Origin of the sequence: Leifsonia shinshuensis (genome assembly GCF_014217625.1) — a bacterium.
Taxonomy (GTDB): Bacteria; Actinomycetota; Actinomycetes; order Actinomycetales; family Microbacteriaceae; genus Leifsonia; species Leifsonia shinshuensis_A.
On sequence record NZ_CP043641.1, the window covers coordinates 2,056,570 to 2,068,898 of the forward strand.

Genomic DNA, 12,329 nt, shown 5'->3' on the forward strand with positions numbered 1-12,329 from the left:
GGAAGGTGATGGTAGCACCCTGCGCTCCGCATTGTCGCTGTGCACCTTTGGACATTGGAGGTGCGCGTCTGGTCAACGCCGACGGGAGACTGCGGAGGGAAGCTGTGTCGGAGGAACCATTCCGATGAAGGAGCCCGAGATGACCGATGTCCGCGACCTGCTCGCTCGCGTCAGCGCACCAGAAGGATCGGGTCGTCCGATCCACGATGCCGCCACCGGGGAGGTGATCGGCAACGCTCCGGAGTCCGGCGTCGACGTGCTCGACGATGCGGTAGCCAGGGCCCGTGCGGCCCAACCGGCCTGGGAGGCGCTCGGCCACGACCGCAGGATCGAGTATCTGCTCGCCGCGGCGGACGCCGTGGACGCCCATGCGGAAGAGCTCGCCCGGCTTCTGTCGCGCGAGCAGGGCAAGCCGCTGAACGGTCCGAACGCACGATTCGAGGTCGGGGCGTGCTCGGCCTGGCTTCGCAGCTCCGCCAGCGTCGCGCTCGAGCCGCAGGTGCTCGTGAACGACGGCGACACGCGAGCCGAACTCCACTACCGCGCCGTGGGAGTCGTCGGCGCCATCGGCCCGTGGAACTGGCCGTTGATGATCGGGATCTGGCAGCTCGCCCCCGCTCTGCGGATGGGCGACACCGTCGTCGTCAAGCCCAGTGAATACACCCCGCTCAGCGTCCTCGCGCTCATCGACGTCCTGAATGAAGTGCTGCCGGAGGACGTGCTCCTCGCCGTCTCCGGTGGCCGCGACGTCGGAGCCCGCCTGGCCTCCCACCCCGACATCGACAAAGTGATGTTCACCGGCTCGACCGCAACGGGTCGACGCATCATCGAGAGCTCCGCGGGCAACTTGGCGCGGCTCACGCTCGAGCTCGGCGGAAACGACGCCGGCATCGTGCTGCCCGGCACCGACGCCACGGCGATCGCACAGGATCTGTTCTGGGGGGCCTTCATCAACACGGGGCAGACCTGCGCCGCGCTCAAACGCCTCTATGTCCACGACTCCGTCTACGACGACGTGGTCGAAGCCTTGGCGGAGGTCGCTCGCACGACGCCGATGGGGAACGGGCTCGATGAGGAAAACGTCCTCGGTCCGTTGCAGAACAAACAGCAGTTCGACATCGTGAATCGGCTCGTGGAAGACGCGAAGAGCCGGGGCGCCCGCATCGTGACAGGCGGCTCTCCGGCGAGGGAGCTCGGCGAGCTGTTCTACCCGATCACGCTCGTCGCCGATATCGAGGACGACGCCCCGCTCGTCGAAGAGGAGCAGTTCGGTCCGGCGCTGCCGATCATCCGGTACACCGATGTCGAGGACGCTATCCAGAAGGCGAACCGGCTCGACGTGGGCCTCGGCGGTTCGGTCTGGGCGAACAGCCGCGACGAGGCACGTGCGGTGGCGTCCCGAATCCAGGCGGGAACCGTCTGGATCAACTCGCATGGTGGACTGCACCCGCTCGTCCCCTTCGGCGGTGTGAAGAGTTCCGGCTACGGCCTCGAATTCGGTGTCGAGGGCCTGAAGGCCGTCGCAGTCCCTCAGGTCATCAACGGCTGAGGCCTTCCCCCCGGGGCATCAGCGGCACCTGGGCGGGCGAGAGGGATCCCGCCCGCCCAGGCAGTCTCCGCCGGTCAGTCCCGGCGAATTCCTTCGACGAGGCGCCGGAACGCAGCCAGGCTCGAACGGCCTCGTTCACGGGACTCGGTGGCTCGAACGCCGACCACCCGGACCATTCCGGCGAGCAGATATGCGGCTTCCTCCGGATCGATGTCCACGAGTTCGCCGGCGCGTTCGGCGTCGGCCAAGGCCAGCACGAAGTCATCATGAGAGCGCCGCGACCCCGCGCCCTGCACACGCACGATCGCACCGAACTGTGCGGCCGCCACGTTGTAGAAGCGGCCCGCTGGTCCCCGGTCGGCCAGTTCGAGCATTGCCAGGCCGTGCGCGAGGATCCGCTCCTCCCACGATCCGCTCGGGTAGGTGCGCACGAGTTCGATGAAGTCGTGCGCCGCGCGAACGTACGCCGATTCCACGAGCTCGTCGACACCGCCCGGGAAATGTGCGTAGATCGTCGCCCGCGAAACGCCAGCCCTCGTCGAGATCAGCTCGATGAGCGGTCCATCCGCCTGGTCCGAAGCGACGACTTCCACGACGGCGTCCAGGATGTCGGAGCGAGTTCGTTCTCGCTGTCGCTCCCTCAGCGTCATCACCGCATCAGCCATTGCCACCACCCTATGCGTGCGCCCCGATTTCGGCCTTCTTCGCCGATTATTAAATCCTTGTTACGTTACTTGTACTTCAAGGTCATTTACCATACTCTCAGTTCAGTTTAGTTCGCACATCGACGTGAGGGGCTCACATGACCAACACCGAAGCCGGACACTCCCGGCTCGCACACAACTCGCTCGGCGTACCCGGCGTCGTCTTCCTCGTCCTCGCCGCGGTGGCGCCCCTGACCGGAATCGTCGTCGTCGCCGCGATCGGCATCGCACTCGGCAACGGCGCCGGAATGGTCGGCGCGTTCGTCCTGGTGACCATCGCACTGCTGCTCTTCGCCGTCGGCTACGCCCGGATGTCCAAGGAAGTCGTCAGCGCGGGCGGTTTCTACGCATACACCGTCAAAGGCCTCGGCCGACCGACCGGCGTCGCCGCGGGCTACGTCGCCCTGCTCGGTTACAACTTCTTCGTCGCGGGCGCGGTCGGCACCAGCGGCTTCTTCATGCAGACCATCATCGCCACCCTGACCGGCTGGAATGTCCCGTGGCTCGTCTGGGGGGTCGTCTCCGTCGTGGCTGCATTCCTCCTGAGCCGTCAGGGCATCGACTTCAGCTCCAAGGTGCTCGGAGTATCCCTCGTGCTCGAGGTCTCGATCCTGCTGGTCTTCGACTTCTCCGTCCTGTTCACCACCGGGTTCAGCTTCGGAGTCTTCGCCCCGACCGTCGTGTTCTCCGGCGCCGTCGGTGTCGCCCTGTTGTTCGCGGCGAACGCGTTCGTCGGATTCGAAGCGACGGGCCTGTTCAGCGAGGAGGCCAAGAACCCCCTCCGCACCATTCCGCGAGCCACCTACACCGCGATCATCTTCATCGGAGTGTTCGCCGCGTTCACCACCTGGGCCATCGTGAGCGCAACGGGCGCCGCCCAGGCCCAGTCCGTCGCGCAGAAGCACCTGGCGACCGGGGACCTGGTGTTCTCACTGTCGGAGAAGTATCTTGGCCCTGTCCTGACCGACCTGATGATGGTCCTGCTGCTCGTGAGCCTCTTCGCCGCCCTGATGGCACTGCACAACTCCGCAACGCGCTACCTCTTCTCCCTCGGCCGCGCCGGGATCCTCCCCCGCCGCCTCAGCCGCACCCGGAAGAACGGATTCCCGCAGTTCGCCTCGCTCGTGCAGTTCGCGTTCGCGACGCTCGTGGCGGCCATCTTCGCTGTCGCCGGGCTCGACCCGATCGCCTCGCTCGTACCTAGCATGACCGGCTTCGGCACCTTGGCCATCCTCTTCCTGCAGCTCCTCGCAGCGATCGCGATCGTCGTCTTCTTCCGCCGTCGACGCGACAAGGCTGTGCTCTCGAGTTTCGTCGCCCCGTCCTTGGGCGCGATCGGACTCGCCGCGATCGTCATCCTGGCGATCGTCAACTTCCCGGTGCTCGCGGGATCCGATGCTCCGGCGATCGCCTTGCTCCCCGTCCTGCTGCCCGTCGCCCTCATCGCGGGATTCATCGCCGCCGCGGTGATCAAGAGGCGGGACCCCGAAAAGTACGCGCGACTCGCGGACGACATCGAACGGATCACCATCGAATCGGAAGTGGAGTCCGAGGTGGAGGCGCCCCGTTCCCCCGAGCCGCAGAAGGAGCTGCCATGACGTCCAGCGCCGCCGCCATCGACCCCGCCGCGCAGACGGCTCGACGCTCGCTGCGTCTCTTCGACATCGAGGACGGGGCCCGGATCGAGTTCGTCAACCGTCGGGAGAACATCGTCTTCCGTGTCACCTCCGACGGGAACGACTGGGCGCTGAAGCTCCACCGGCCCGGATATCACACGGACAGCGAGATCGAGTCCGAGTCGGCGCTCCTGGAGACGCTCACCGGCGCAGGAGTCTCCGTCCCGACTCCCGTTCGACGTTCGGACGACAGCCACGTGGCGCATGTTGCCGATGCCGACGGAAACAGCACCCAAGTGACCATGCAGCGGTGGCTCGCCTCCGCGATCCCGCTGGGGTCTTCTCCCCTGACCTTCACGGGACAGGCACGACCGACCGACGCGCAGCTCCTGCAGTTCGGGCGGACCATCGCCCTCCTGCACCGCTGCTGGGAACGCACCGGCACGCCGGCCGGTTACGATCGCCTCGCCTGGGACGCCGCCGGGCTGAGCGGCCCGGACGCGCTGTGGGGCCGCGCCAGCCGCCTGAACGGCCTGACCCCCGAGCAGCGCGTGACGTTCGAGGAGGCTGAGCAGCGGCTGGCGCAGGACCTCGCCGTCCTCCCCCGGACACCGAGCACCTACGGCCCGATCCACGGAGATCTCACGCTCGAGAACATCCTCGACTCCGAACGCGGTCTCTCCGTGATCGACTTCGACGACTGCGGCGAGGGCTGGTACCTGTTCGACCTCGCGACTGCTTGCTTCTTCCTCACTGGTCACGGCGAGGCGGACGAGATGGTGGGCGCGGTGCTGCGCGGATACCAGAGCGAACGCTCGCTGAGCGTGGCGGACAGACAGGCGTGGCATCCCCTCCTGCTCGCCCGCGCACTCTCGTATCTGGCCTGGTCGGTCGCCAGACCGGAGGTCGAAGCGACGCAGTTCCACCTGGACAGTGTTCTTCCCCATGCGTTCCGCGCCAGCCTGCTCTACCTTTCGACTGGCCACACCGGCTGGACCGACCTCCCTATGAACTGACCGACCCGCGTCACCGGAACGACAAACTGAACGCGAGATGGAAGCAACACATGACTGATCTACTCACCCGCCGATTCGCAACGCTCGGGCCATACAGCCCGCTGTTCTACGACACCCCCATCGAGTTCGTCGCGGCGAGCGGCGTCTGGCTGACGGACGTAAACGGCGTCCGCTACCTCGACGGTTACAACAACGTCCCCCACGTAGGGCACGCGCATCCCCGCGTCGTCCAGGCCATCGCCGACCAGGCAGCCACCCTCAACATCCACACCCGCTATCTCAACGATCGGGTCGTGGATTACGCGGAACGTCTGCTCAGCACCTTCGACGCGGAGATCGACCGTGTCATCTTCACCAACAGCGGATCCGAGTCCAACGACCTCGCATTCCGGATTGCGACCCAGCACTCCCGCTCCAGCGGAATCATCGTCTCTGACTTCAGCTACCACGGCCACACCCAGGCCCTCGCTCGCGTCACCACCGGCCTCACCGCTCACGAGGGCCTCGGCGATCACGTGCGGACGATCCGCGTCCCCGATCTGGACGGTGCGGACACGGGCGTCCCGGAGGCCGCGGTCCTTGAGCGAGCTCTTCGCGAGCTCGCCGAGGCGATCGCGTCCCTCCAGGAGACCGGCCACGGCGTCGCCGCGATCCTCTTCGACTCCCTCTTCTCGACGGAGGGGCTCAACCGCGTCCCGGCCGGCTACGTGCGACAGGTCGCAGCTCTGGTCCGCGCGGCCGGTGGGCTCGTCATCGCAGATGAGGTCCAGTCGGGATTCGGACGCACCGCCCGGAACTTCTGGGGCCACCAGAATCACCGCATCGTCCCGGATTTGGTGACGATGGGCAAGCCGATGGGCAACGGGCATCCCGTGGGCGGCGTCGCGCTGTCCGCAGCCCTGCTGGACGAGTTCGGCCCCCGCAATATGTATTTCAACACCTTCGGAGGCAATCCGGTTTCGGCGGCGGCAGGTCACGCCGTCCTGGACGTCCTCGCCGAAGAGGAGCTGATTCAGCGGGCGCAGGTCAACGGTGCGAAGATCCGAACCGCGCTCCACGAACTCGGACGGGACCACTCCTGGATCGGGGCGCCGAAGGGCGATGGGCTCTTCTTCGGCGTGGAGGTCTTCGATCGCTCTGTCCTGGACGACGAGGCGTCGCCGGATCCCCGAAGAACGAAGGCGGTGGTGGAGGCGATGCGCGAACGCCAGGTGCTCATCAGCCGCATTGGACGGTCGGACACGGTGCTTAAGATGCGCCCACCGCTTGCCATCGACTCGGCGGAGCTCGATGGTCTCCTCGACAGGTTCTCCGACTCGTTGAAGACCGTCGAGTCGGTGGCGCTCGCACGCTGAGCAGGATTCATGCGAATGGGGGCGCGCCGTCGGCGCGCCCCCATTCGCATGAATCCTCAGTAGGAGAGAGACAGGTGTTCGCGACTGTGCCGTTCATCGCTCAGCGCGATGCCCATGATCCCCTGTGCGAAGTCCGCTCCCGATATCACGGACTCGCCGTCCTCGCTGAACACGGCGACATCGCCGTGCAGACGGTACTCGCCGCGCACGTCGTCGGGACCATCCGCCCCGAACTCGGCCGCCGGGCTGACGAACACCCAGTCCGCTGCCACACCCTGCAGGACGGAGAGCACGCGGACCACTTCACGGGCTTCGCCGGCGTACTCGGGGGGAACGCGATCGCCGTCGGCGAACCGAGGTCCGCCCGGCGCCTCACGCAGCGAACTGAAGCCGCCGACCACGATGAGCATGGCGCCGGCCCGCACGGCGGCATCGAGAAGGACGATGTACGCCTCCGCAAGCCGGTCTTCGAGCTCGGCACGGGGGGGGCAACGCCCCGATTACGGACATCGCTCTCCGAGACCGCTCGCTCCACAGCCTGGGGATGCAGCGCGTTCCCGGTGATGATGTCCAGTCCCGGACGCGGCTCTACGCCGCCCCGGCTGAATGCGCGCACCGTGAACCCACGGGTCAGAGCGTCGGCGACGATCGCGGAGCCCGCGAAGCCAAACGCGCCGATTACGGTGATGGTGGTCGTGCGATTCCTCTTCTCTGGATGGAGTCGATTGCGGCGATGACTCGCTTGTCGTGAAGCCAGGCGACGCTGAAGGCGGCGAAGTAGAGCGCCATCATAGGGATGGCGAGCAGGAACATCGCGAGCACGTCAGCGGCGGGGGTGGCAATCGCGGTGAACAGTGCGATGAGAATCAGAGCAGTCCGCCAAGAACCGATGATCGACCTGGCAGGGAGGACACCCGTGAAGTTCAGGAGCACCAGGAAGACCGGCAGCACGAAAGCGACACCCACCGCGAGCACCAACTTGGCCACGAAGTCCACATAGGCCTTCGCGGCGATGATCGCCGAATCCTGTGTGGAGGCGAAACTCGTGAGCAGGCTGACGATATGTGGCACAAGCAGCCAGCCGACGAAACCCCCGACCAGGAACAGCGGCACCGCCGTGAAGAAGAAGCCGAACGCGTACGTGCGTTCCTTCCGCGTGAGCGCCGGAACAAGGTAGGCCCAGATCTCGTAGAGCCAGACCGGGCTCGAGATCACGGCGCCGATGGTCATCGCCACCTGCATCTTGAGGTCGAAGGCACCGGTGATGCTGTCGTAGTTGAGCATCGCCGCTCTGCCGGTCTGCCGCGCGACCGCGGTGATAGGCCCGCGAAGCGCGTCCATCGCCGTGCCCGCGAGCACGAAACCGATGACCGAACCGATGAGGAGGCCGAGGGCGGCACGGAACAGCCGCCGGCGGAATTCGGCGACGTGCTCCGTCAGCGACATCCGGCCGTCACGGCTCGCGCGAGCCGGCATCCTGCGACACCCTTGGCGCCGTCCCGTCACGCTTGAGCCCGTCGACCTCGCCCTTGAAGATCCGCATCGACTGACCGATGCTCTTCGCGAGTGCAGGCAGCTTCGGAGCACCGAACAGCAGAAGGATCACCGCGAGAATGATCAGCAGATGCCAACCCGTGAGTCCAGCGAACATGACTACTTCCTTTCGATAGCGTCGACACCGGACCGGTCTTCCGGGGTGTCGAGAAGTGCATCACGAATGATCCGGCGCGGGTCGTACTGCCGCGGGTCCAGCCGCCGCCACTCGATCTCCGTGACCTCCTCGCCGAGCTCATCGCGGAGGCGCGACTTCCCACGCTCTCCCAGATCACGGACCTGACGGACCAGCGCCCCGAGGCGACGAGCGGCCTCCGGCAACCGCGACGGCCCGACCACGAACACTGCGATCACGGCCACGACAACCAGCTTCTCGAACGAGAAACCATCGAACATCGCTCAACCCGCCGTCCTGTGTCCTACTCGAACACCTCGGCAAGCGTCGCGAAGAGACCGTCGACGATCCGGGTGACTTCCTCGGCGGTGACCGTCAAGGGTGGAGTTATGACGATACGAGAGTGGTTCCCCATCACGATGACGCCCGCCGTCTCACGGATCGCGCGGTCCAGCGGCAGCGTCCGATCGCGGACACGTGTCGAATCCAGCCAGACGCTGACCATCAGGCCGATGCCACGCACAGCCAGCACTGCGGGCTGCAGGAGTGCGGCTACATCGAGCTCTCGCCTGAGCTGCGCACCCCGCTCCCGTGCCGCCGCGATGAGGGACTCGCGTTCGATGATCTCGAGGTTCCTCACAGCGAGCGCGCACGCCACGGGATTGCCCGCGTACGATCCCCCGTGATGGTAGCCCGCCAGGCCGTCGGCGATCGCGTCGGAGATGATGACGGCCGAGAGCACGCCGTACCCGCTCGCGATCCCCTTCGCCACCACGATCACGTCCGGTGTGATCCCCCACAGTTCGCACCCGAACCAGGCTCCGCTGCGTCCGAACGCGGTCACCACCTCGTCCGCGACGAAGAGGATGTCGTTCATGCGGAGCACCTCAAGCACTCGCGGCCAGTAGTCGGCCGGCGGCGCGAACATCCCAGCGGGTCCGAACACCGGTTCACCGAACATGGCGGCGATCGTCTCGGCGCCCTCTTCTGCGATGACCCTTTCGAGCTCCGCCAGACAATAGTCGGTGATACTCGCGCCCACCGGTTGCGAGCCCTCCAATGGCATCGTCAGCCCGATCGTCTTGCGCCCCGGGACCGGACGAATCCGCCCGGCAAGCTCCAGGCCGCCGTACGTGTGACCGTGATACGCGCCGCGCAGCGCGAGGATCGTCGTCTTCCGCGGTAGTCCGCGGTTGGCCTGATAGCGGCGCACGACTTGGAGAGCGTCGTCGTCGGCCTCCGACCCGCTCGTGCTGAATCGGACCTTGCCGCTTTCGAGCGGAGAGAGTTCGACGAGCCGCCTCGCAAGTTCAACCGCGTGCGGGTTCCGGTACTCCTCGTGCGTGGTGAAGTGCTCTAGCCGGGCCATCTGCGTGGCCGCCACCTCGGCCATTTCGACGCGCCCGTGGCCGATCTGGCAGAGCCAAGCGCTCGCGTGGGCATCGAGGTACGCCCGGCCGTGGATGTCCCAGACGGTGCACCCTACGCCGCGTTCGAGGATGAACGGCTCGGTGGGAGCGGAACCGGGCCCGCCGTGCTCGAAGTAGCGGAGGTCGTCAGAGGCCAGTCCGGCCAGCTCGGACGTCATCGCACGCCCTCCTCGACCGTCGTGAACGTCTTGGTCGCGATCCGCCACCCTTCGTCCTCGTGCACGAGGGTGAACAGGTTCACGAACGACGACCCCGCGTATCCGGCCTCCTCCAGCACCGCGGTCGCCGTTCTGCCTGCGATGCGGACCACGCTGATCCGGGTGACGTAGCCGGACACCCAGTCGAGATCCGCGGAAGTCGCATCCACCACTCCGAAGAACTCCTGGATCGGAGCGGAGACGAACTGGTCGCCGAGGTATCCCCACATCCGCGCGTCGTCGCGGAAAGTCGACTGCAGCAGCGGGACATCGGCGGTGCTCACGGCTCGGACGTAGGCGGCGACGACGGCGGTGACATCCTCGGCGCTCATGCCGCAGCTCCGCCCTCGCGCGCTGACAGCGGCTGCGGATAGACCGTCCGGGACAGGATCCGGCCGTACGCGCCGAAGAGGAAGTGGCTGGGCCGATTGCCGTCGCTCTCGCTCCCGAAGGCGGCGCAGTAGGAGCGCAGCCCGTCGAAATCGAGCACCATCAGCGCTCCCATGCTCAGGACCTTCTCGGAGAAGGTCAGTGCGTAGATGCCGTCACGGAGCTTGTAGACCCGGCAGGGATCGGTGTCGGCGAGCGGATACTCCTCTCCGGCGAGACAATGCCAGACGTACCACTCGTCATTGAGGTAGATGTGCTCGTAGACGTCGTCCGCGCTGTACTCCCACAGTGCGCGCACGCCGTTGAGATCGCTAGAGCGGCCGATGGGCTCGAATTCGGCGGTCGTCGTCCCTGCCGGGCCGCCCGTCACGGAGGGGAGCTCCGTCACCTGGACCACCGAAGGGACTCCCGGTGCGGTCGCCTCGAGCCGCTGATGGAGGACGAGCGCCCGCCCGTGGGTCACGTCGATGGCGAGTTCAACGGCGGAGGAGCTGTCCTCCGAGGAGGAGAAGCCGACGACGTAGAGCCCCACCGCCGGCTTGAGCGCTTCGTACGTTTCGGCGTGGTAGCGGTCACCATCCCCGCCCGACCGCCAGCGCAACTCGGTGGCCGAGTCGAAGACGTACTCGGTGGTGCGATCGCCGTCCGTCAGCGACAGCCGCAGTCCCGCGAGCTCATCGGTCGGCACCGCTTTGTTCGCGGCGAAGCCTGTTCCGAGGCCCAATGTCTCCGCCGCGAGAACGGGCGTGGGCTCTGATGATGTCATCTGATGTTCCTTGTCGTTGCGTTCGGTCGTGGTGCGCCGGCGGTGTCAGCGCCGTCTACGATGCGAGCCACAGGTTGGCATAGCGGTAGAGAGCGAGCCCCGAGACATCGGGGACGATTCCGCCGAGCTTCTTGCTGTGGCCGTCGATCGCGTCGTAGTAGTTCGGGATGATCAGGCTGCCGCGGTCGTACTGGATCTTCTGCATGTCTGCGGCGATCTCTTTCGCCCGCGTGGGGTTGAGTTCCGGTGCCAGCTGCGCATACAACTTTGTGAACTCTTCGTCCTTGAATGCGCTGTAGTTCGACGTGGAGGTCGGCCCGTCGGTCGTCTGCACCGTGTAGAGGTAGTTGAACGGCGGCGCGACGTTCGGCGAGAACAGGTATGTCCCGTAGTTGGACCCGAAGAAGGTGGCGGAGTCGAGCTTGTTCACGTGCACCGTGACCCCCGCGGCCTTCGCTTGTTGGGCGAAGAGTTGGGACATGCTGACTACGCCTGCGCCGAAGTCGCTGGTGGTCAGGGTCACCTGCAGTTTCTCGGCGCCGGCCTGCTTGAGCAGATACTTGGCCTTGTCGAGGTCCTGGTGCCGCGGGGCAAGCCCGGTATCGAACAGTGGGTCGCTCGGAGAGTAGAGGTCGTTGGCCGACCGGGCGAATCCGTTGTACGCTCCGCGCGTCAACTCCTCGCGATCCACGAGGAGGCGGAAAGCCTGACGCACTCGGACGTCATCGAACGGAGCCTGATCCATCCTCATCTGCAGCGGGTAGAAGCTGTTGGTCTTCTGCACCAGGAGCGCGACCTCTGGCTTGTTCCGGAGGGTCTGGCTGAGAGTGAAGTCGATCGTGTCCGCTCCGAGGATCTGGCCGCTGGCGAGCGCGTTGACCCGTGCAGCGTCCTCGTTGAAGTCAACGATCACGAGCTCGTCGAGGTACGGCTTACCGATCTGCCAGTAGTTCTCGTAGCGGACGAAGTGGGTCTGCTGTCCGGGGACGAAGCTCTTCAGCTTGAACGGCCCGGTCCCCACCGGCTTCGCGATGTCGAAGCCTTCGGGGACGATCGGGACGAACGTCGAGAGGATCTCGGGGAGATTGCTCGTGCCGGTCTTCAGCTTCAGTCTGAACGTGAGCGGATCGACGATGGTGCTGGCGCCGAGGTCGATGACCGACAGCGCCCCTGAACTGCTCGCCGCTGTTGCCGGGTCCTGGATGGAACGGAAGGTTGCGAAGACATCGTTCGCGGTGAGGGGTTTCCCGTTGTGGAACGTGATCCCGCTCTTGAGCTTGATCGTCCACTCGTCGGCCGCCGCGTTGACCGAGTAGGTGTCGACGAGCCGCGGTTTGATCCGGTAGTCACCCGTGGAGTACCACAGCGTCTCGTACATGGCCATGTAGCGGGCGAAGTCGGCGGAGGTGTTCGAGATCCACGGGCTCAGACTTCCCGTGGATCCCGAACCCATCGCACCGTGGATGAACGTGCCGCCTCGCCGAGGCGTTCCCGTCGGTTGCACGTCGACGATTCCGCTCGCGTGTTGCGGCGTGCACGCGGCCAGGACGCTCGTGGCGGCCAGGGCCAGGCCTCCCAGCGCTCCGGCCTGAAGCAGACTCCGTCGTGAAAGCGTCATGCCGTCCTCCTCGGTGATG

Annotated in this window: 12 protein-coding genes and 1 pseudogene; 4 read left to right on the forward strand and 9 right to left on the reverse strand. The window is 66.1% G+C overall.

Annotated features, from left to right (window positions below; genetic code table 11):
- The first annotated feature begins 139 nt into the window (after positions 1 to 139).
- Positions 140 to 1,549, forward strand: coding sequence for an aldehyde dehydrogenase family protein (locus F1C12_RS09855; RefSeq protein WP_185278884.1), 1,410 nt, complete (start codon positions 140 to 142; stop codon positions 1,547 to 1,549).
- A gap of 74 nt (positions 1,550 to 1,623) precedes the next feature.
- Here the strand turns inward: F1C12_RS09855 and F1C12_RS09860 are convergent, their stop codons facing one another.
- Complete coding sequence (locus F1C12_RS09860) at positions 1,624 to 2,214, reverse strand: TetR/AcrR family transcriptional regulator (protein WP_185278557.1); 591 nt, start codon at positions 2,212 to 2,214, stop codon at positions 1,624 to 1,626.
- 137 nt (positions 2,215 to 2,351) lie between these two features.
- Here F1C12_RS09860 and F1C12_RS09865 point away from each other — a divergent pair, with 137 nt between their 5' ends.
- The 3 genes from F1C12_RS09865 to F1C12_RS09875 are packed head-to-tail and all read left to right on the forward strand — an operon-like array spanning position 2,352 to position 6,240.
- Positions 2,352 to 3,851: an APC family permease gene (locus F1C12_RS09865; RefSeq protein ID WP_185278558.1), complete on the forward strand. Its 1,500-nt coding sequence runs from the start codon at positions 2,352 to 2,354 to the stop codon at positions 3,849 to 3,851.
- The gene (locus F1C12_RS09870; RefSeq protein ID WP_185278559.1) at positions 3,848 to 4,885 is read left to right on the forward strand and encodes a phosphotransferase enzyme family protein; all 1,038 of its coding nucleotides are present in this window, start codon (positions 3,848 to 3,850) and stop codon (positions 4,883 to 4,885) included. Before F1C12_RS09865 ends, F1C12_RS09870 begins: the two co-directional genes overlap by 4 nt.
- Before the next feature lie 50 nt (positions 4,886 to 4,935).
- On the forward strand, positions 4,936 to 6,240 hold the full coding sequence (locus F1C12_RS09875) for an aspartate aminotransferase family protein (RefSeq protein WP_185278560.1): 1,305 nt from the start codon (positions 4,936 to 4,938) through the stop codon (positions 6,238 to 6,240).
- Between the two features lie 56 nt (positions 6,241 to 6,296).
- Here the strand turns inward: F1C12_RS09875 and F1C12_RS09880 are convergent, their stop codons facing one another.
- The 8 genes and pseudogenes from F1C12_RS09880 to F1C12_RS09915 form a co-directional block, all read right to left on the reverse strand.
- Positions 6,297 to 6,650, reverse strand: coding sequence for a hypothetical protein (locus F1C12_RS09880; protein WP_185278561.1), 354 nt, complete (start codon positions 6,648 to 6,650; stop codon positions 6,297 to 6,299).
- Positions 6,651 to 6,918: 268 nt separating this feature from the next.
- Positions 6,919 to 7,716, reverse strand: coding sequence for a twin-arginine translocase subunit TatC (gene tatC, locus F1C12_RS09885; RefSeq protein WP_308458008.1), 798 nt, complete (start codon positions 7,714 to 7,716; stop codon positions 6,919 to 6,921).
- Positions 7,717 to 7,732: 16 nt separating this feature from the next.
- Positions 7,733 to 7,891: pseudogene (gene tatA / locus F1C12_RS09890) on the reverse strand (twin-arginine translocase TatA/TatE family subunit); the annotation flags it as partial.
- A gap of 2 nt (positions 7,892 to 7,893) precedes the next feature.
- The gene (locus F1C12_RS09895; RefSeq protein ID WP_185278563.1) at positions 7,894 to 8,190 is read right to left on the reverse strand and encodes a twin-arginine translocase TatA/TatE family subunit; all 297 of its coding nucleotides are present in this window, start codon (positions 8,188 to 8,190) and stop codon (positions 7,894 to 7,896) included.
- A 23-nt stretch (positions 8,191 to 8,213) separates the two neighbouring features.
- Positions 8,214 to 9,497: an aminotransferase family protein gene (locus tag F1C12_RS09900; RefSeq protein ID WP_185278564.1), complete on the reverse strand. Its 1,284-nt coding sequence runs from the start codon at positions 9,495 to 9,497 to the stop codon at positions 8,214 to 8,216.
- Positions 9,494 to 9,868, reverse strand: coding sequence for a nuclear transport factor 2 family protein (locus F1C12_RS09905; protein WP_185278565.1), 375 nt, complete (start codon positions 9,866 to 9,868; stop codon positions 9,494 to 9,496). Before F1C12_RS09905 ends, F1C12_RS09900 begins: the two co-directional genes overlap by 4 nt.
- Positions 9,865 to 10,692, reverse strand: a complete 828-nt coding sequence (locus tag F1C12_RS09910; RefSeq protein ID WP_185278566.1) for a MoaF C-terminal domain-containing protein — start codon at positions 10,690 to 10,692, stop codon at positions 9,865 to 9,867. Before F1C12_RS09910 ends, F1C12_RS09905 begins: the two co-directional genes overlap by 4 nt.
- A 55-nt stretch (positions 10,693 to 10,747) precedes the next feature.
- A complete protein-coding gene (locus F1C12_RS09915) occupies positions 10,748 to 12,310 on the reverse strand; it encodes an ABC transporter substrate-binding protein (RefSeq protein ID WP_185278567.1) in 1,563 nt (520 codons plus the stop codon).
- Between the last annotated feature and the right edge of the window lie 19 nt (positions 12,311 to 12,329).

Coding starts and splice junctions, on each gene's coding strand:
- F1C12_RS09865 (WP_185278558.1), top strand. CDS start 2,352: ATGACCAACACCGAAGCCGGACACTCCCGGCTCGCACACAACTCGCTC.
- F1C12_RS09905 (WP_185278565.1), bottom strand. CDS start 9,868: ATGAGCGCCGAGGATGTCACCGCCGTCGTCGCCGCCTACGTCCGAGCC.
- F1C12_RS09910 (WP_185278566.1), bottom strand. CDS start 10,692: ATGACATCATCAGAGCCCACGCCCGTTCTCGCGGCGGAGACATTGGGC.
- F1C12_RS09855 (WP_185278884.1), top strand. CDS start 140: ATGACCGATGTCCGCGACCTGCTCGCTCGCGTCAGCGCACCAGAAGGA.
- F1C12_RS09880 (WP_185278561.1), bottom strand. CDS start 6,650: ATGCTCATCGTGGTCGGCGGCTTCAGTTCGCTGCGTGAGGCGCCGGGC.
- F1C12_RS09915 (WP_185278567.1), bottom strand. CDS start 12,310: ATGACGCTTTCACGACGGAGTCTGCTTCAGGCCGGAGCGCTGGGAGGC.
- tatC (WP_308458008.1), bottom strand. CDS start 7,716: ATGCCGGCTCGCGCGAGCCGTGACGGCCGGATGTCGCTGACGGAGCAC.
- F1C12_RS09895 (WP_185278563.1), bottom strand. CDS start 8,190: ATGTTCGATGGTTTCTCGTTCGAGAAGCTGGTTGTCGTGGCCGTGATC.
- F1C12_RS09875 (WP_185278560.1), top strand. CDS start 4,936: ATGACTGATCTACTCACCCGCCGATTCGCAACGCTCGGGCCATACAGC.
- F1C12_RS09860 (WP_185278557.1), bottom strand. CDS start 2,214: ATGGCTGATGCGGTGATGACGCTGAGGGAGCGACAGCGAGAACGAACT.
- F1C12_RS09870 (WP_185278559.1), top strand. CDS start 3,848: ATGACGTCCAGCGCCGCCGCCATCGACCCCGCCGCGCAGACGGCTCGA.
- F1C12_RS09900 (WP_185278564.1), bottom strand. CDS start 9,497: ATGACGTCCGAGCTGGCCGGACTGGCCTCTGACGACCTCCGCTACTTC.